This window comes from Pseudoalteromonas pernae (assembly GCF_039831865.1).
GTDB lineage: Bacteria > Pseudomonadota > Gammaproteobacteria > Enterobacterales > Alteromonadaceae > Pseudoalteromonas > Pseudoalteromonas pernae.
Window position 1 is genome coordinate 558,415 of record NZ_JBDODM010000001.1, and the last position, 16,957, is coordinate 575,371.

General features: G+C 45.4%; 13 protein-coding genes. All 13 read right to left on the minus strand.

The annotated features are described in order from the left end of the window. Positions 1 to 42 precede the first annotated feature (42 nt). The 13 genes from hrpA to V1358_RS02470 all read right to left on the minus strand — a co-directional run bounded on the left by hrpA (position 43) and on the right by V1358_RS02470 (position 16,946). Complete coding sequence (gene hrpA, locus V1358_RS02410; protein ID WP_347392474.1) at positions 43 to 3,945, minus strand: ATP-dependent RNA helicase HrpA; 3,903 nt, start codon at positions 3,943 to 3,945, stop codon at positions 43 to 45. 67 nt (positions 3,946 to 4,012) lie between these two features. After that, the gene (locus V1358_RS02415; protein WP_347392475.1) at positions 4,013 to 4,441 is read right to left on the minus strand and encodes a CBS domain-containing protein; all 429 of its coding nucleotides are present in this window, start codon (positions 4,439 to 4,441) and stop codon (positions 4,013 to 4,015) included. 88 nt (positions 4,442 to 4,529) lie between these two features. Continuing rightward, on the minus strand, positions 4,530 to 5,564 hold the full coding sequence (locus V1358_RS02420) for an isoaspartyl peptidase/L-asparaginase family protein (RefSeq protein WP_347392476.1): 1,035 nt from the start codon (positions 5,562 to 5,564) through the stop codon (positions 4,530 to 4,532). Positions 5,565 to 5,657: 93 nt separating this feature from the next. After that, the gene (locus tag V1358_RS02425) at positions 5,658 to 6,986 is read right to left on the minus strand and encodes a diguanylate cyclase (RefSeq protein ID WP_347392477.1); all 1,329 of its coding nucleotides are present in this window, start codon (positions 6,984 to 6,986) and stop codon (positions 5,658 to 5,660) included. Positions 6,987 to 7,359: 373 nt separating this feature from the next. Next, the gene (locus tag V1358_RS02430; protein ID WP_347392478.1) at positions 7,360 to 7,704 is read right to left on the minus strand and encodes a hypothetical protein; all 345 of its coding nucleotides are present in this window, start codon (positions 7,702 to 7,704) and stop codon (positions 7,360 to 7,362) included. A 132-nt stretch (positions 7,705 to 7,836) separates the two neighbouring features. Then, positions 7,837 to 9,753 carry a molecular chaperone HtpG gene (htpG, locus tag V1358_RS02435; RefSeq protein ID WP_347389138.1) on the minus strand — a complete coding sequence of 639 codons (1,917 nt, stop codon included), beginning with the start codon at positions 9,751 to 9,753 and terminating at the stop codon, positions 7,837 to 7,839. Positions 9,754 to 9,896: 143 nt separating this feature from the next. Continuing rightward, positions 9,897 to 10,505 (minus strand): recombination mediator RecR, encoded by a 609-nt coding sequence (gene recR / locus V1358_RS02440; RefSeq protein WP_347392479.1) that lies wholly within the window; start codon positions 10,503 to 10,505, stop codon positions 9,897 to 9,899. Positions 10,506 to 10,849: 344 nt separating this feature from the next. After that, entirely contained in the window at positions 10,850 to 11,176 is a 327-nt protein-coding gene (locus tag V1358_RS02445) for a YbaB/EbfC family nucleoid-associated protein (RefSeq protein WP_347389128.1), read from the minus strand. Positions 11,177 to 11,232: 56 nt separating this feature from the next. After that, positions 11,233 to 13,707 carry a DNA polymerase III subunit gamma/tau gene (dnaX, locus tag V1358_RS02450; protein WP_347392480.1) on the minus strand — a complete coding sequence of 825 codons (2,475 nt, stop codon included), beginning with the start codon at positions 13,705 to 13,707 and terminating at the stop codon, positions 11,233 to 11,235. A 2-nt stretch (positions 13,708 to 13,709) separates the two neighbouring features. After that, positions 13,710 to 14,255 (minus strand): adenine phosphoribosyltransferase, encoded by a 546-nt coding sequence (gene apt / locus V1358_RS02455; protein ID WP_347389126.1) that lies wholly within the window; start codon positions 14,253 to 14,255, stop codon positions 13,710 to 13,712. A 115-nt stretch (positions 14,256 to 14,370) separates the two neighbouring features. Then, a complete protein-coding gene (locus V1358_RS02460) occupies positions 14,371 to 14,715 on the minus strand; it encodes a 4a-hydroxytetrahydrobiopterin dehydratase (RefSeq protein ID WP_347389125.1) in 345 nt (114 codons plus the stop codon). A 10-nt stretch (positions 14,716 to 14,725) separates the two neighbouring features. Further along, positions 14,726 to 15,523 carry a phenylalanine 4-monooxygenase gene (gene phhA, locus V1358_RS02465; RefSeq protein WP_347392691.1) on the minus strand — a complete coding sequence of 266 codons (798 nt, stop codon included), beginning with the start codon at positions 15,521 to 15,523 and terminating at the stop codon, positions 14,726 to 14,728. A gap of 238 nt (positions 15,524 to 15,761) precedes the next feature. Next, positions 15,762 to 16,946: a trans-sulfuration enzyme family protein gene (locus V1358_RS02470; protein ID WP_347392481.1), complete on the minus strand. Its 1,185-nt coding sequence runs from the start codon at positions 16,944 to 16,946 to the stop codon at positions 15,762 to 15,764. Positions 16,947 to 16,957 lie beyond the last annotated feature (11 nt).

Below are 16,957 nucleotides of genomic sequence, written 5' to 3' on the forward strand. Positions count from 1 at the left end.
TTGACGAATAATTATAACCCAATTCATAAAAAATTCAGGTGATTAATTTTGCGTAAGGTATTCATTTATAAGGTTAAGTACCCTTTTTGCAGACACTGGATATGGCGTACCCAAGGTTTGTGCAAAAAGTGACACGCGTAACTCTTGTTGCATCCAAAAGAGGTCTTTTAATGCATCCGGTTGCGGTTCACCTTTAGGATGTTTGGCTACGCATTTTTGATAAGCATCAGCGACTTTATCGAGCTCTAAGGTACATAAACGATCCCGATTAGGATCTACTGGCAGTTTTTCCAAACGACGGTCTATGGCCTTAAGATAACGCCCTAAATCAGCCATTTTACCGGCGCCATGATGACTCACGAAGCCTTTGAATATAAGACTCTCTAGCTGAGATTTAATATCACCATGGGCTGTTATCATGGTTAAGTCGACTTTACCGCGCATGCGCTTGTGAATAGCGTGAGCAAGGCTAAGCACCTGCTCCACTTCTAACGCGATAGCAACTACGGTATCTCCTAGCTCACCACGTATATGCTCTTTGGCCTTTTCAAATTGCTCTGGTTCGCGAATATCACCAAATTGGCTGAGTAATTTGTCTACACCCGCAGAAATACAATCATCAATCAGCAACTGCACCTTACCAAAAGGATTAAAGTACAAACCAAGCTTGGCTTTATTGGGCAAGTTTTGTTGCAAGTATTTAATCGGCGATGGAATGTTAAGTAACACCAAACGTCGCAAACCTTGTTGATGCGCTACGTTCGCTTTAGTTGGAGAATCAAATAGCTCAATGGCCGTGCTGTCTTTTTTATCCACTAGTGCAACAAAAGCTTTGACCTCATACTGGCCTTGCTTCTTAACATATGACTCAGGTAAAGAGTCAAACTCCCACTGAGTCAAGCCTTGACGCTCAATGCCCTCATCCGCCACTTGTGACAGCGTTGAGCTGACTTTGTCAGCGAGCTGTGCTTTAAGTGCGTCTAAATCATAACCTCGCGCGACCAACTTGTTCTTGTCATCACGCACTTCAAACGCCATACGTAAATGCTCAGCCAACGCATAGGTATCAAATTGTTCTGCATCGACTTTCGCTCCCGTCATACGGAATAAACGCAGTGCAAGCGCGTCCACCAACTTGCCTTGTAACGGCTCAATGGAACTCAATACCGCATCTGCATAGTTAGGTGCTGGCACGAAGTTTCTGCGTAACGCTTTAGGGAGGGATTTGATCAAGGCACAAATAAGTTCATGGCGCAGTGCTGGAATGTGCCAATCAAACCCTTCAGCTTGCACTTGATTGAGCAAGGTTAGAGGTATTTGCACTGCTACACCGTCAACGTCTTGACCAGGCTCAAAGCTGTATGTCAGCGGCAAGACTAAATTGCCTTGCATCCAAATGTCAGGGTAGCTATCAGCAGTGATTTCATCTGCACCATGTTGCATCAAATCGGCTTTGCTCATGTGCAAAAAGCGTTTGTTTTTATTCTTTTGCTCTTTGTACCACTGCAAAAAGCTAACACGGTTACACACATCCGCAGGGATATGTTTGTCATAAAACTCATACAAGGTGTGCTCATCAACCAAAATATCACGGCGACGAGCTTTGTTTTCTAGGTCTTGTACTTCTTCAATCAGCTTACGATTAACCTGTAAGAAGGATTCATTGGCGCCAAGCTCTTGCTCAACCAGTGCCGTACGAATAAAAATTTCACGGCTAACCACTGGGTCGATTTTGTCGTATTGCGCACGCTTTTTCGCAACGATAGTTAAGCCATATAGAGTTTGCTGCTCGAAGGCGATAACAGCACCGGCTTTTTTCTGCCAATGCGGCTCGCTGTAACTGCGTTTTACCAAATGCTGGGCAACAGGTGACAACCAAGTCACGTCAATTTTGGCGTTAATACGTGCATAGAGTTTAGAGGTTTCAACCAACTCAGCCGACATCACCCACTTAGGGCGCTTTTTAAACAAGTTTGAGCCCGGAAAAATATGAAACTGGCTGTTACGCGCTCCTTGGTAGAACGCATTTTTATCGTCTTTTTGACCTACATGACTCAACAAACCGCTAAGCAATGCCTGATGTATACTGTCAACGCTCGGTTCGTTGGTCGAATTTTTGAGCCCCATCTCATCACAGATAGTCGACACTTGATAAACAATATCTTGCCACTCACGCACACGCATGTAGGCAAGAAACTCTTGTTTACATAATTTGCGGAACTGATTATTAGTAAGGGCTTGTTGTTGCTCCTCAAGATAATTCCACAAATTTAAGAAGGCGATGAAGTCTGAGTCATCATCATTAAAACGACCATGCAATTCATCTGCTTTACCCTTCTTATCTTGCGGACGTTCACGAGGGTCTTGAATCGCTAACGCAGCAGTAATGATGATTACTTCACGCAAAGCGCCTATCGGCACACTTGCCAACACCATTTTTGCCAGACGCGGGTCCAGCGGAATACGGGCCAAATCCCGACCTGATTTAGTTAAGGCGATTTGATTGCGATGTTTTCCTGGCTTAACCGCTTCAAGCTCTTCTAGAAGGCGAACGCCATCACTGATATTGCGGCTATCAGGCGGCTGCACGAATGGAAACTCACTAATATCTCCGAGCCCTAAACCCAGCATCTGCAAAATAACCGATGCTAGGTTTGTACGCAGTATTTCAGGGTCCGTAAATTCTGGGCGACCTAAAAAGTCCTCTTCAGAATACAAGCGAATACAAATACCCGCTTCAACACGACCACAGCGACCTTTACGCTGGTTAGCACTGGCTTGCGACACCGCCTCTATCGGCAAACGCTGCACCTTAGTGCGATAGCTGTAACGGCTAATACGTGCAGTACCAGGGTCAATCACGTAACGAATACCCGGAACAGTTAACGAAGTCTCAGCGACGTTGGTCGCCAACACAATTCGGCGTTTGTTACCTGGGTGGAAAATACGGTTTTGCTCTGCATTTGATAACCGAGCATACAAAGGTAACACTTCGGTATGCTTGAGGTTACGCTTACTCAACGCATCGGCGGTATCACGAATTTCTCGCTCACCATTCATGAAGATGAGGATGTCTCCAGAGCCTTCAGCATACAGCTCATCTACGGCGTCAAAAATCCCTTGCAGCTGGTCGTTTTCGTCTTGCTCCTCGTCATTGCCACTTAATTCGGTTAAAGGACGATAGCGAACCTCCACAGGGTATGTACGACCAGACACTTCTATAATTGGAGCATCATTAAAATGACGTGAAAAACGCTCAGGATCGATGGTTGCCGAAGTAATAATGACTTTAAGATCTGGACGCTTTGGTAATAAATTCTTTAGATAGCCAAGAATAAAGTCAATATTGAGGCTACGCTCATGCGCTTCATCGATAATGATGGTGTCGTATTGATTGAGGTAACGATCATTTTGAATTTCAGCCAGCAAGATACCATCTGTCATGAGTTTAATGTAACTGCGCTCACTGACCTGATCGCTAAAGCGGATTTTAAAGCCTACGGTTTGGCCGATTTCGCTTTCTAATTCTTCGGCAATACGAGCAGCGACGCTACGTGCCGCAAGACGGCGTGGCTGAGTATGGCCGATTAAGCCTTCAACTCCACGGCCTAACTCCAAGCAGATTTTCGGTAATTGGGTTGTTTTACCCGAGCCTGTTTCACCCGCAACAATCACCACCTGATTATTGGCAATCGCTTCTTTGATATCTTCACGTTTTTCGCTAACGGGTAGCGCAGCGGGGAAAGTCGGTTTTGGTAGTTGCGCTAAACGGGTAGCGCGCGATTGGATGCTAGCATCGATTGCATTAGCGATTTTAGCAATAACGCTTTGTTGCTTCGCTTCATCACCGATTTTTTGCGCCCCTTGTAGGCGTTTTTTGAGTATGAATTGATCTTTTTTTAAACACTCATTGAGCTTGGCATACAAGGCTTTGCTGGCAGACACTTAGCACCCTAATTAACTGCATAAAATGGTCGGCCAGCTTAGCAAAATATCGCTCTAAAGTGTATCGTTAAACAAAGCGTTTTCCGGGCGCGTAATTGTCATGTAGATGTTTATCTAACGCCAACAGAACATGCGCTCGGGTGATAACCCCCATCAGTTTGCCGTGCTCATCACACACTGGATACATTTTTGGCTTATTCACTTGCATGGACTCCGCCAATGCCATCACGCTGTGATCCGGTGTAACGCATAAAGGCTCTTTCGACATGACGTCACCGATGACGCAATGCGCTTCATTTTGATAAGTAGAATTGAGCATTTGTTTTAAGCAGTCTTGCTCAGACACAAAACCGATAACGGTGCCCAAATCATCAACGACAGGGCCCCCTGTTTGACCACTTTGAATTAACTTTTCGACCGCACTTTCAATGGACATATTTGCTTTAAAAGTAACAGGTCTGTGGTTGTAATAATCAGCTACTTTAATTGATTGCATACGCACCCCTAATAATGTTAGCGCCAACACTGTAACTATAGTTGGCGCTTGGGATTTTGCGTACTTTGCTAGGTCAGAAAGACGCTAATTATTCGTCTTTGAAAATACCCACGTAAGTCGGTGTTGAATTACTCTTACTGGCGCGATACATGCCTGCGGTATTAAAGGGCATACTGATATTGCCTTTAGCGTCAACGATGATCACACCACCTGTGCCACCCGCTTCAAACATAGGCCCGAAAATCACTTCGTTACCTGCTTGGTCAATACTCTTTCCTTGATATTGCACACGGGCGCAAATGTCACTCGCCACTTGGTAACGGATGAAATATTCACCGTGGCCTGTTGCTGACACCGCACACGAATCATTGTCTGCAAAGGTACCGGCTCCGATAATAGGCGCATCACCGATACGGCCAAAGCGTTTAGCGGTCATCCCGCCGGTACTTGTGCCTGCAGCAATATTGCCTTGGCTATCCAATGCTACAGCACCTACTGTGCCCATCTTGTAGTTGGTTGGTAATGCTTGGTGCTGCGCTTGGTAGTCTTTGGTTGCAGCCTTGGCTTTATCCAGTTTTTCTTTGGCTTTAAGAAGAGCTTCATAGCGATGTTCGGTGTCAAATACACTGTTTTCCACCAGCTTTATGCCCTGCTGCTGAGCAAACTCTTCCGCACCTTCGCCACTGAGCATCACATGCACTGAGTTGGTCATCACCAAACGAGCAAGGTCAATGGGGTTTTCGATGTGTTTAACGCCTGCGACGGCACCTGCTTCGCGAGTACGACCATCCATAATCGACGCATCCAATTCATGCTCGCCTTCATAGGTATATACCGCCCCCTTGCCAGCATTAAAATACGGCGAGTTTTCAAGTACATTGATTGCCGAGTTGATTGCATCAAGACTCGCGCCACCTTGCTCAAGGACTGCGTAACCCGCTTCCACTGCCTCAGCTAATTTTGCGCGATAAGCTTGTTCTTGTTCAGGTGTAAAACGTGATTTTTCTATGGTGCCAGCACCACCATGGATAGCGATTGCAATTGGGCTAGGCGCAGTGTCTGCAATTGACGAAAAAGACGACACACTAAGAAGTGCTAAAGCACTCAGGAAAGACGATTTCATACATAGCTCTTATTATTAAGTGATGATAACTCACTATGCTTGGTGAAATCGTTTAGAGCAAGTCGTTGCGATAATTAACCAATGCCGAACACGCTAAGCACTCTCACTACGGTTGCGTCCTGCTTGTTTAGCACGATACAAGGCCTCGTCGGCTTTTTTCAACAATGACTCAGGCGTGTCTTCGTTGGGCAAATGCGTGGCTACGCCAATACTCACCGACAATCGTGAGCCACCCAGCTCATTGATGTGTGTTAGAGCAACCTGTTCGCGTAACCACTCAGCTTTCGCCAAGGCATCTTTCACGTCTGTGTGATCAAGCACAATAATGAATTCATCTCCACTGTAACGCACAGCAATATCGCTTTCACGGATGGTGTCATGAATTAAGTTAGCGACTTCGATTAGCACTCTATCACCGCTATCATGGCCAAAGGTGTCGTTAATGTCCTTAAAATGGTCAAGATCTATCATTAGCAAGGTTAAAGGATGGCCATATCGATTACTTGATTCGATGAGCTTTTGCAGCTGTGAAGACAAATGGCGGCGATTGAACAGACCTGTAAGATGATCCACCAGAGACTCCATTCTTGCTGTGTCTCGCTCTTGAGTGGTTTGATGGTTTAAGTCTCGTAGCTCGCGCACCTGAGTGACGATTTTTTGCGCCATAGCATTGAATGCTTTTACGACTGAGCCAATTTCATCGTCTGCCACATTAGGTACTGGTGCAAAGCGGCCTTGCGCTTCTAATTGCTTTGCCGAAATATGCAATTGCGTTAATGGTTTGGTTACTCGTCGTCTGATCAACCCAACTAACAACAGCATCAATATTAAAAATACAACAAACTCGAGCAAATAGATTATTTGCACCGTATCTAACAACCCATTTAGCTTTTGTTGGCGTTCATTAAGGGTTGTCATTTCTAAGGCCTTGAACGCTCGCAATTGGGCACGAATTTCATCCATGTAACGCTGCCCTTCGTCACTGTTTATGAGATCGAGTGAAGCTTGCACATCGCCGGTGTTGTAAAGTTGAATTGTTTTGGCAAGTTCAGACAATTTGAGCTCAATTAAGCGCGCTACCTCTTGCAAGCGTTGATGTTGAACAGCGACGTTTTTTTTATTCAGTTGCAGTAATTTTTTGAGGGTTTGTTGCGCCTGCTCAGAACCCACGGAGTATGGCACCAAATATTCTGGCTTACCGGTAAGGATAAAACCCCGCTGCCCAGTTTCCGCATCCGTTAACTTAAGTAACAACTGCGACTTTAAATCGAGAATGGTGTTCGTTTCGTTGATTCGTTCTTGCGCTGCATCCGTTTGGTTTTTGACATTCATCATCAGCGCAAAGTTGAGCACATACATTGTCATCAAAACAACAAACAAGGTGTAAATACGCGCACGCAAAGACAATTTAAACACAGCCATAGGAGATAATTTCAGCTAATTACAGTCATTAGCCTAGCTGAAGCAGGTTAAAATGCGAGGTTGAATTACGCTTCGCACAATGTATCAGAAGATGAAATTTACACTGCAATCACCGCTTTTTAGCGACTACTGTGAACAGATGCCAATGATGAGCCTCATTGTTAGCGGTTGTTCCACACACCTCGTGCTCGTCTAATCGAAGAATATTAAAACTGCTAAAACACTCCCTTATTCGTACCTCATCGAGTACTAAAACATCAGGCTAATAAGCCGCTTTGTTGTAACTCGTGGATGCCATGGTGTCGCCGTTATTCAATAATTCAGGCAAGTAACCAGAGTAAAACCACAACAACCAATGGGCAATTTGGGAAGTTTATCTAATTATTATAAGAGTGAGGTCCAGCACTATTAAGACTGCAAGAAAGGTAGCAAAAAAAGAAGTAGTTTTGTCTTTAATCGCTTTTTGTACGTAACCAAAACAGCACGCTAACAAAATGCCAGGAATAAAAAAGAATAAGAGTTTTTTGTTGGAACGATCTTCAAGCTTATTATATTTATCACTCCATAATGGTAAAGCTAGATACCTAAAGAACGCCGGAGTTTTCACTTTAAATACCTCTTTGTCTAAGTGCTCCGAAAACATCATCATAAAAACAATAAAAACGGGATAGATAAGAGCAGTGATTATAAAAATCATAACTAACAGGAAGTCTTGCATTTTTCATCCTTGAAATCATTTAATTAGAACAACCTCCCTTAGTCTATCTTATGTGGTTTATGGAATTCACTCGATATCTCACAAAAAAGCCCGAGTGGTTAGCTCGGGCTCAACGTTGGGATTGATTTAACTTTACTTGCTTAAATCAAGCATCAGCTTATTCAAGCGAGAGACGAATCCAGCTGGATCTTTCAAGCTACCACGCTCTGCAAGCAGTGCTTGGTCAAGTAGCACTTCTGACCACTGTGCGAACTTGTCTTCATCTTGCTCGTTGTTTAGGTGCTTCACTAACTGGTGCTCTGGATTCAGCTCGAACACAGGCTTGGTCTCAGGTGCCTTTTGACCGACAGATTCCATCAGCTTGATCATTTGCGAACTCATGTCGTGTTCATCAGCCACAACGCACGCAGGAGAGTCTGTTAAGCGGTGAGTAAAGCGAACCTCTTTTACTTTGTCGCCAAGCGCCGTTTTGATGCGCTCAAGCAAACCTTCTACTTCTTTTTCCGACTCTTCTTGGGCCTTTTTGCTTTCTTCGTCGTCAAGGTCACCTAAGTCCAAATCACCGCGAGTGATCGACTGGAACTGCTTCTCTTGGAATTCAGTTAAGTGGCTCATCATCCACTCATCAACACGGTCACTCAGAAGCAACACTTCGATGCCTTTTTTGCGGAAGATCTCAAGGTGTGGTGAATTCTTTGCAGCTTCAAAGCTGTCCGCAACAACATAGTAAATCTTGTCTTGGCCTTCACTCATACGCTCGATGTATTGCTCCAGCGATACATTTTGCGTCGCCTCGTCTGTGTGCGTTGAAGCAAAGCGCAGCAGCTTAGCAATGGCTTCTTTGTTTGCCATATCTTCAGCAGGGCCTTCTTTAATTACGCCACCGAATTCATTCCAGAATGTTTGATACTCTTCTGGCTTGTTCTTGCCCATGCGCTCAAGCATCTTCAAGACGCGAGATGTACAGCCTTTGCGAATTGCTTGCGTTACTTTGTTGTCTTGCAAAATTTCACGCGATACGTTCAATGGCAGATCGTTCGAGTCCAATAAACCTTTCACGAAACGCAGGTAGCTTGGCATAAACTGCTCAGCGTCATCCATGATGAATACGCGTTGTACGTATAGCTTTAAGCCGCTTTGACGTTCGCGGTTGTATAAATCAAACGGCGCGCGCTTAGGGATGTACAGCAAGCTGGTGTATTCCGTTTTACCTTCAACCTTGTTGTGCGCCCATGTTAGTGGCTCTTCCCAATCGTGACCGACATGCTTGTAGAACTCTTGGTACTCTTCATCGCTAATTTCGCTCTTGTCGCGAGTCCACAAAGCTTCTGCTTTGTTAATTGCTTCCCACTGACCCGGTTGCGCGTCAATTTTCTCGCCGTCTGGGCCTTCAGACTCAGGCACAGGCTCACGATACATTTCTACTGGAATAGAAATATGATCTGAATATTTGTTTACGATGCTGCGCAAACGGAAGTCGTCTAAGAATTCTTTTTCATCATCACGCAAGTGCAAAATAATTTCTGTACCGCGTGTTTCTTTATCAATTTCAGCCAGGGTGTAATCGCCCTCACCTTTTGATTCCCACTCAATAGCTTGGCTTTCGCCCGCTTTACGAGTGCGCACAGTTACTTTGTCAGCAACAATAAACGCCGAGTAGAAACCTACACCGAACTGACCAATTAGCTGCGAGTCTTTCGCTTGGTCACCGGTTAAGTTTTTGAAAAACTCTGCTGTGCCTGATTTCGCAATCGTACCAAGGGCACTGATCACTTCATCGCGAGTCATACCGATACCGTTATCTGAAATTGTCACGGTACCTTTATTTTTGTCGGCGCTAATGCGCACTTTCAGTTCGGCGTCACCTTCATAGAGGCTACCATTTTCAAGTGCTAAAAAGCGTAACTTGTCAGCGGCATCTGATGCGTTCGACACAAGTTCACGTAGAAAGATCTCTTTGTTTGAGTACAAAGAGTGGATCATAAGGTGTAGCAATTGCTTTACTTCAGTTTGAAAGCCGAGCGTTTCTTTTTCTGATGTTGCTGTCATTTCTCTCTCCGTTAGCAAACAGGTTCAACTGAATTGGTTGAAAAACCGATATGCTCTGTATATGGGGTGAGGCGAACGAGATTCAAGAGAGATAAAACGAAAAAAGCGCCAAGAGGCGCCTTTTTGCTGCATTTTAGAGCAGTTTAGTCGTACGTGACCTGCTTACGGCCATTGAACGCATGAGACAGCGTCATGCCATCGACTAAATCTAGCTCACCACCGACTGGCACCCCGTGGGCGATACGTGATGCACCCACCTGATATTGCTTACATAATTCAGCGATGTAATGAGCGGTGGTTTCACCTTCAACCGTTGGGTTAGTGGCCAAAATCACTTCATTGATGTTGCCTGCTGCTAACTTTTTCTCCAGCACATCCAGACCAATTTCATTCGGGCCAATGCCATCAAGTGGCGACAAGTGTCCCATCAATACGAAATAGAGCCCCTGATAGTGACCAGTTTGCTCCACCGCAAGCACATCAGTCGGTGACTCAACTACGCACAACAAGCCTGAATCTTGGCGCTTGATGCTGCCACACAGCTCGCATTGCTCCAACTCTGTAAATGTTCGGCAGCTATTACAATGACCGATGTCAGCCATCGCTTGCGTGAGTGCATCACCTAGTTGCGAGCCCCCTTCTCTGTCGCGTTCGAGAAGGTGAAACGCGATGCGTTGTGCCGACTTAGGCCCAATGCCAGGAAGGCACCTTAGAGCATCAACAAGTTGCGTAAGTTTTGGCGATAACTGCATGAAATTTCCGATAAAGCTACGGCGCTGTTAACTCAGCGCTCCACATAATTGACGATAAGGTATCAAAACTATCAGTAAAAGTATAAGGGTGTGTTGCTTTTGCCGTAAACTGATTGTTCGAGCGAATCGACCTTTACTGTCATTCATCTCAACATTGCGACACTGTAGGTGTTGAGTAACTCATTATTAAACTGGGAGTAAGCATTTTAAGTTAATAGCCTAGGCGCGAGGCCCAAATAGTTTATAACCTAGGTTGAGTGCATAACGCATAGCAGGTCTAAAGAAAGGTAAATTGCTGGCAAAAAAATAGCGCCACAAGGCGCTATTTTAAAAAAAATTCTGTATTAGAACGGCATTTTGAAGCCAGGAGGCAGGTTCATACCACCAGTAACTTCTGCCATTTTCTTCTGGCTTTCTTCAGCTACACGACGCACTGCGTCGTTACAGGCTGCTGCTAGAAGATCTTCAATCATGTCTTTGTCGTCTTCCATCAAGCTTTCATCAATCTCAACGCGACGTACATTGTGGCTACCTAGCATGGTCACTTTTACAAGACCAGCACCTGACTCGCCAGTTACTTCTAGATTAGCGATATCTTCTTGGGCCTTTTGCATGCGCTCTTGCATTTGCTGCGCTTGCTTCATCATGTTGCCCATTCCACCTTTAAACATAGTGTTCTCTCTTCATTTAAATCTATGCTGGCAAAGATAAGGCCAGCGAGGAAAAATTACAATGCTTGCACCGAGTTTTCATCAAGGGTTGCCGAAAATTGCGACATTAACCTTTGAATATTGCTGTCTTCGTTCACTGCCTGCACAGCTTGGTTCAAACGCAGCTCATCAATGCTTTGTTGAATCAAATAAGGGGTATTTTCAACCTGTTCAACAAATTGCACATGCAATGTGATTGGTTGCCCTAATTGCTGTGACAAACACTCGGCAATTCTATCTCTGAGCGCAGCACCATCAAGGTGTTGCTGCTCTTGGTGAACTTGCAAATACACATCAGCCTGTTGTTGTTCAAACATGCTGTGTAATGCAAATTGGCGAGTTCGCCCGCCTAAATTCATATCTTCTATCAGTTTTGCCCATGCATCTTGCTCATGCGCATATTTGATTGCGCTAATTGGGCTAGTAAAGCCTGCCGGAACCGGTATTTGCAATACGGGTTCTTGATTTGCTTCACTCACGCTTGGCGCTTCAAGCTGTTGCAACAGCTCAGGCGCTAGTTTGTTCGGATCAGGCTGATGACGCTCCATTAAGCGCTCAGCTGGCGTTTGGTTGCGCTTTGTTGCCACAGGACGTTGTGCTCTTTGTGGCGGCTCTAACTCTACCACGTTAGATTGACCAACATACTCATTCACGCTTGCCGGGTGTTGACCATCAGCGGAATGTTGCGTTTGCGGTGCGCTTATTTCGGCCCGCTCACCTCGGGCCTCAACCTTTTTTTCATTGCTACCACTAGCAGGGGCTGATTTAGCCGTGCCTAATTTTCGATTTTGCAAAATGCGCGCAATGGCAGACTGTGCCTGTTCTTCCAAGGCATTAAGTTGTTCAACAGGAGCAACATTTTCTGGCTCATGTTGCTCAGCAATGTCATCAGGCTGTTGCTGCACATCTTCTTGGCTCGGCTGCTGAGACACAATATCAACCGCGGCTGGGTGGTCGACATTCGTAGGTTGGGTTTGAAAGCCTAAATCCTGAGCTTGGCTCATCACGGCATCAAATTGTGCTGCTGCTTGGGCCTCCAGCTCTTCGCTGGCGTGTGGCTCATCAACTACTTGCGGTTGCATAGTACTCGAGGATTCTTCTGCGGGCATTTGCAAAGCCGGTTCAAGTGGTTTTGGCGCTTGAGGAGCACTGTCGTCCCGAGCACTATCGTCCCGAGCACTATCGTCCCGAGCACTATCGTCCCGAGCACTGTCGTCCCGAGCACTATCGTTCGGAACCAATTCCGGTCGAGCACTATCTGCCCGAGCGATTTCTGCTCGTGCTCCTTCGTCCTTAACCATCTCAGTGCTATTTTTAGCAAGCATGGCACGTAGATTTGCTGCACGCTCTTGCGGCTTTGCTCTAGCAGATGGCATGTCAGCAACCGGATTCGCCTCACTAGCACCAGTGACCGGTTCAAACGCCAATAGTCTCAACATGAGCATCTCAAAACCAACTTGGGCTGAACTCGCCCATTGTAAGTCGCGTTTGCCACTTAGCAATAGTTGATAAAGCAGGTGAATGTGTTGTGGATCGGCGCTTTGCGCAACTTCTGTAACGTATTCACTATCACGTTCACTCAACGCCGCTGCACTCGGGACAAGTTGAGTAAGCTGAATACTGTGAGTTAAGTTCAGCAAGTCATCAAGTACCGCAACATAATTAGGGTTACGCGCTGAAAGATTACGCGTTTGCTGCATCAGCTCTTCGCCGTCTTGCAACAACACAGCACTGAGTAATTGCTGAGCATAGCGCACATCCATCAGGCCGAGCATGTCTTTAACTTCAGCTTCATGAAGTTGTGCATTAGTCTGCGCGATAGCTTGGTCTGTTAGACTTAACGCGTCACGCATACTGCCGTCAGCCGCTTTAGCAAGCACTTCAAGCGCTTGCTGCTCAAAGTGGATCTGCTCTTGACCAAGAATGTGCTGTAGTTGAGTGGTGATCTGATTAACTGACAATGCGCTGAGGTTGAACTGTAAACAGCGCGACAGAATCGTTACCGGTAGTTTCTGCGGATCGGTCGTCGCAAGAAGGAACTTAACGTGCTCTGGCGGCTCTTCCAGGGTCTTCAAAAGCGCATTGAAACTGTGCTTAGACAACATGTGCACTTCATCTATCAGGTAGACTTTGAACTGGCCACGAGTCGGTGCGTATTGCACGTTATCGAGGATCTCGCGCGTGTCTTCAACCTTAGTGCGAGATGCGGCATCAATCTCAATTAAATCAATGTACTTACCCGCTTCGATATCCAAACATGTACTGCACTGCCCGCACGGCTGTGCAGAAATGCCTTGTTCACAATTCAGGCTCTTGGCGAAAATGCGCGCAATGGTTGTTTTCCCCACCCCGCGAGTTCCCGTAAATAAATAAGCGTGGTGTAAACGTTGTTCGTTCAACGCATTAACCAAAGCTTGTTTTACGTGGTCTTGACCCACAAGTTGGTGAAATGTTTGCGGTCGCCATTTTCTGGCAAGAACCTGATAGCTCATGCTTATTCGCCTTCGAATTCGACTAGGTTGTAAACGTCAATTCCTTGTTGGCGTACGCGTTGCTCACCCCCTAAGTCAGGAAGAGAGACAACGAAAGCGGCGTCAGTCGCTTCACCGCCCAGTTGTGCAACCAATTTTGCAGTTGCTTCAATGGTGCCACCTGTTGCTAACAAGTCATCTACTAACAATACCTTGTCTCCAGGTACGATAGCATCTTTGTGCAACTCAAGGATGTCTTCACCATATTCCAACTGGTAGCTTTGTGCAATGACCTCTCGCGGTAATTTGCCCGGCTTACGTACTGGAATAAACGGCACACCCAATACATATGCCAAAGGCGCACCGAAGATGAAGCCACGTGATTCAGTGCCAATAATTTTGGTAAAACCTTGGTCTTTGTATCGCTCAACCATATGGTCGATGGTCAATTTAAGTGCTTTTGGATCGGCAAGAAGTGTTGTTACGTCGCGGAACATAATGCCCGGCTTAGGGTAGTCTGCAACCGTAGCAATCGATTGCTTGATGTAATCAAGATCAGCAGCGCTCATATTTCTTTTCATTTATTAAGTGTTTTAGCGCTGCATTATAGCAACTTGTACAAAACAATGAAGCCACAACAAAAAAGCCACCATAATAGGTGGCTTTTTAAACAATGAATAATAATTACAGCGCGCTGAAAACGTCGTCTGTTTTTGCTGCACAAATAAAATCATTTTTGTGCAGACCTTTGATTGAGTGTGACCACCAAGTAACGGTGACTTTACCCCACTCTGTTAATAAACCTGGGTGGTGACCTTCTTCTTCAGCCATAGCGCCAACAAGGTTAGTAAATTCAAGTGCTTGCTTGAAGTTCTTGAACTTGAATACACGCTCTAACTGCATAATGCCATCACGTACTTCTGGTACCCAGTCAGGGATGTTTCTGATCAACACCGCCAATTCTTCATCTGACACCTTAGGCGCATCCGCACGACACGCTTCACATTTTTGTGCGCTTAATTCAGACATTATAAATTCCTTAACTTGCTAATTTTTCTTTAGGGGGAAACTTTGGCTCAAATAAACCTAATTCTTTTGCTTCGCCTACCATCGACATTAAATCCATTTGTGAGATTTCAAACAAATCATGGATAGAGTTAATGGTGTAATAAACAGGCTGCATAATATCGATTCTATAAGGTGTGCGCAGCACATCCAACACATTCATTGCATTGATTTCTGGCTCATTGGTGTAAACATACTGTGTTTCACCTGGGCTTGAGAGAATACCGCCACCGTAAATGCGTAAACCATCTTCGGTTTGCATCAGGCCGAACTCAACTGTAAACCAGTACAAGCGCGCGAGGTAAACTCGGTCTTTTTTGTCCGCTGCGTAACCTAGCTGACCATATTTATGCGTGAATTCAGCAAAATCTGGGTTGGTCAGCATGGCACAATGACCAAAGATCTCGTGGAAGATATCCGGTTCTTGCAGGTAATCAAACTCTTCGCGAGTACGAATGAACGTTGCTACAGGAAACTGCTTGTTCGCTAACAAACGGAAAAATTCATCGAAATCGATCAGCGCAGGCACAGGCGCAACTTGCCAACCCGTTTCGCGCTCAAGAACTTCGTTCAGCTCGTGTAATTGGGGGATGCGGTCTTTAGGAAGATTGATCTTCTTTAGTCCGTCTAAATATTCGTTACACGCTTTGCCTTCAATACAAGCAAGCTGACGTTCGACTAATTCCGACCAAATTTTATTTTCTTCTTCGCTCCAATGGATAATGCCATTTTCATCTGGCGTCCTTGAAACGTATTTACTTGATTTAGCCATAACTACCTTTACATCTTGAGTCCTCGGCGCCATGGATGCACCGAAAACTCCTCAATCTGTGTGTTAACCAAATACTAAGTAAAAGTACGAAAGTTTGTAATAGATGTAGCTAATAACAGTCCGCGGCAAACGACCACAAATGTACAATTATTATTACAGTGAAAAGCTAAAACATGTACACACCAGCAATATAGAGCCTTTCAAGACAGCACGGTGTGCACATAAATTTACACGGTGGTTATAGAGCTGTTAACCCAGCGTCAAGATCAGCGATTATTTCGTTAACATCTTCGAGGCCGATAGAAATTCTTACTAGACCGTCACTGATCCCCGATGCACGTCGTTGCTCTGGTTCGTAGGTAGAATGAGTCATCGAAGCCGGATGCTGAATCAAGGTTTCAGTATCCCCTAAACTCACGGCTAGCGTACATAGCTCTAAACTATTGATGAAATGTTCAGTTTGTTCCAGCGATGCTTTGAGTTCAAAGGCGATGACGCCGCCCGCATCCAACATTTGACTGCCAATTAACTTGTTGCCAGGGTCGCTCGATAAACCGGGGTAATAAACCTTCTCAACCTTTACATGATTGGCAAGGTAATTGGCAACAATATGAGCACCTTCACAGTGTGCCTTCATGCGCACAGATAAGGTTTTTAAACCACGGAGGATTAGCCATGCATCAAAGGGACTCATGGTCGCACCAATATCTTTGAGTACCGTGTACTTAATTGTGTTGATGTGTTCGCTTGAACCACACACAAGACCTGCCACGACATCACCATGGCCGTTCAGGTATTTAGTCGCGCTATGAACAATCAGATCCGCGCCATGTTTTATAGGCTTTTGCAAAATAGGTGTTAGGAAGGTGTTGTCAACGACACTAATCAAACCGTGCTCTTTAGCAAAACCACAAATTTTGTCTAGATCGTACACCTGCATATTGGGGTTTGCAGGCGTCTCCACAAATACCATTTTTGTGTTTTCTCTTCGCGCAGCCCTTATGGCTTGAATATCGGTAAAATCCACAAAGGTGACTTCAATACCAAAGCGCGTAAACAAGTGGCTAAAGAGCGCGTATGTGCAACCGTACACTGTAGTCGATGCAATCAAGTGATCCCCAGCACTCAAAAAGCTCATAGTGGCAGCAGATACCGCGCCCATTCCTGTTGCACATGCTGCAGCATCTTCTGTTTGTTCTAACGCTGCTAAACGCTGCTCAAGCTCACGTACTGTTGGATTGCCAAGGCGAGAATAAATATAACCCGCTTCTTCCCCTGCGAAGCGCGCTGCACCTTGTGCTGCATCATCAAAAATAAATGTAGAAGTCTGGTACAGAGGCGCTGCTAATGCGCGATGAGGGTCACTGCGTCCCTGCTCATTGTGAATGCACAGGGTCTTGTCTGAATATGTATGCTTTGTCATGTTGCCACCGT

Bases quoted from the DNA above. Each gene is read 5' to 3' on its own strand.
- V1358_RS02415 (WP_347392475.1), bottom strand. From the start codon at position 4,441: ATGCAATCAATTAAAGTAGCTGATTATTACAACCACAGACCTGTTACT.
- V1358_RS02420 (WP_347392476.1), bottom strand. From the start codon at position 5,564: ATGAAATCGTCTTTCCTGAGTGCTTTAGCACTTCTTAGTGTGTCGTCT.
- V1358_RS02425 (WP_347392477.1), bottom strand. From the start codon at position 6,986: ATGGCTGTGTTTAAATTGTCTTTGCGTGCGCGTATTTACACCTTGTTT.
- V1358_RS02430 (WP_347392478.1), bottom strand. From the start codon at position 7,704: ATGCAAGACTTCCTGTTAGTTATGATTTTTATAATCACTGCTCTTATC.
- htpG (WP_347389138.1), bottom strand. From the start codon at position 9,753: ATGACAGCAACATCAGAAAAAGAAACGCTCGGCTTTCAAACTGAAGTA.
- recR (WP_347392479.1), bottom strand. From the start codon at position 10,505: ATGCAGTTATCGCCAAAACTTACGCAACTTGTTGATGCTCTAAGGTGC.
- V1358_RS02445 (WP_347389128.1), bottom strand. From the start codon at position 11,176: ATGTTTAAAGGTGGAATGGGCAACATGATGAAGCAAGCGCAGCAAATG.
- dnaX (WP_347392480.1), bottom strand. From the start codon at position 13,707: ATGAGCTATCAGGTTCTTGCCAGAAAATGGCGACCGCAAACATTTCAC.
- apt (WP_347389126.1), bottom strand. From the start codon at position 14,255: ATGAGCGCTGCTGATCTTGATTACATCAAGCAATCGATTGCTACGGTT.
- V1358_RS02460 (WP_347389125.1), bottom strand. From the start codon at position 14,715: ATGTCTGAATTAAGCGCACAAAAATGTGAAGCGTGTCGTGCGGATGCG.
- phhA (WP_347392691.1), bottom strand. From the start codon at position 15,523: ATGGCTAAATCAAGTAAATACGTTTCAAGGACGCCAGATGAAAATGGC.
- V1358_RS02470 (WP_347392481.1), bottom strand. From the start codon at position 16,946: ATGACAAAGCATACATATTCAGACAAGACCCTGTGCATTCACAATGAG.